Genomic DNA, 1,008 nt, shown 5'->3' with positions numbered 1-1,008 from the left:
AATTTGCAAAAAACATCCATATTTATTTTGGCAATAGCATCCCCAAATTAACAATTTTTAAATAACATATTGTATTTAAAAAATCAAACTGATTGCAAAACTATTAGTTAATATGACTTCTCCAACAAAAAAGTTTAAAAATTTTTCAAAACGGTATTTCAACAAAAAATCAAAATAATTTCAAAGAAATCGCGTAATATTCAAGAATATAGCTTGCAATTCTACTAAATCTTTACAGCCTCAAACCAAAAGCATGCCAAAATTATTAGCCTTTGGATAAAACTGCTAAATACACTCCGAAACACCATTTTCAAGCAAGACTGGTGCCCGTAATAATCAATGAAAAAATATAGAAAAGGGATGAGAAGGAAGCCGTCCGAACCAAATGGTGAACGGCTTTAAACAGTTGCGGGATTATTTTAGGATAGTATACCCAACTGAAGCTTGTAGCACAGAATTTCTAATAGGGTCACCATCATTCTCATCAGCTACATCAGAAATACCATAGTTATAACGAATTCCAAAGTTCAACCCGTTTTCTAACTCAATGCCAGCTCCGATGGCAAGAGACAGATCAATTGCATTAAGTTCATCTTTTACATCCTCTTGCCCCGACTCTGACTCTGATACTCCCGAACCAACAAACGTTGTAGAATATTCATGCTTTGCACTCAATAGTATGCCCAACTGCGGTCCACCACCAATATAGAATATTTCAGCCGGTTTGAATTTAAACAGCACCGGAATATTTAAATAGTCTAACTTTACTTTGCTCTCACTTGAGTAAGAGAAAACAAAACCTACGTCTTCAACCGTTTCTGAATACTCTGACTTTGCTCCCTGAGTGGAATAAACCAGTTCAGGCTGTATGCTGAACTTTTCAGATAATGACAAATCTATATAACCTCCAAAATGGAATCCCATCTTGGCATCAACATCAACATCCTCGTCTCCGGATAGTAGGTTAGACCTATTGGCACCGGCTTTTACTCCTAATTTAATTTGTCC

General features: G+C 35.8%; 1 protein-coding gene. It reads right to left on the bottom strand.

All coding sequences use genetic code 11. The features are described 5' to 3' along the window. Positions 1-414: 414 nt before the first annotated feature. A partial coding sequence (locus E1163_RS00280) for a porin family protein (protein WP_155168537.1) occupies positions 415-1,008 on the bottom strand: 594 nt, incomplete at its 5' end.

This window comes from Fulvivirga kasyanovii (assembly GCF_009711405.1).
Classification (GTDB): Bacteria; Bacteroidota; Bacteroidia; order Cytophagales; family Cyclobacteriaceae; genus Fulvivirga; species Fulvivirga kasyanovii.
Note: the sequence above shows the minus strand (reverse complement) of the source record. Positions and strands in the feature narration are given on the sequence as shown.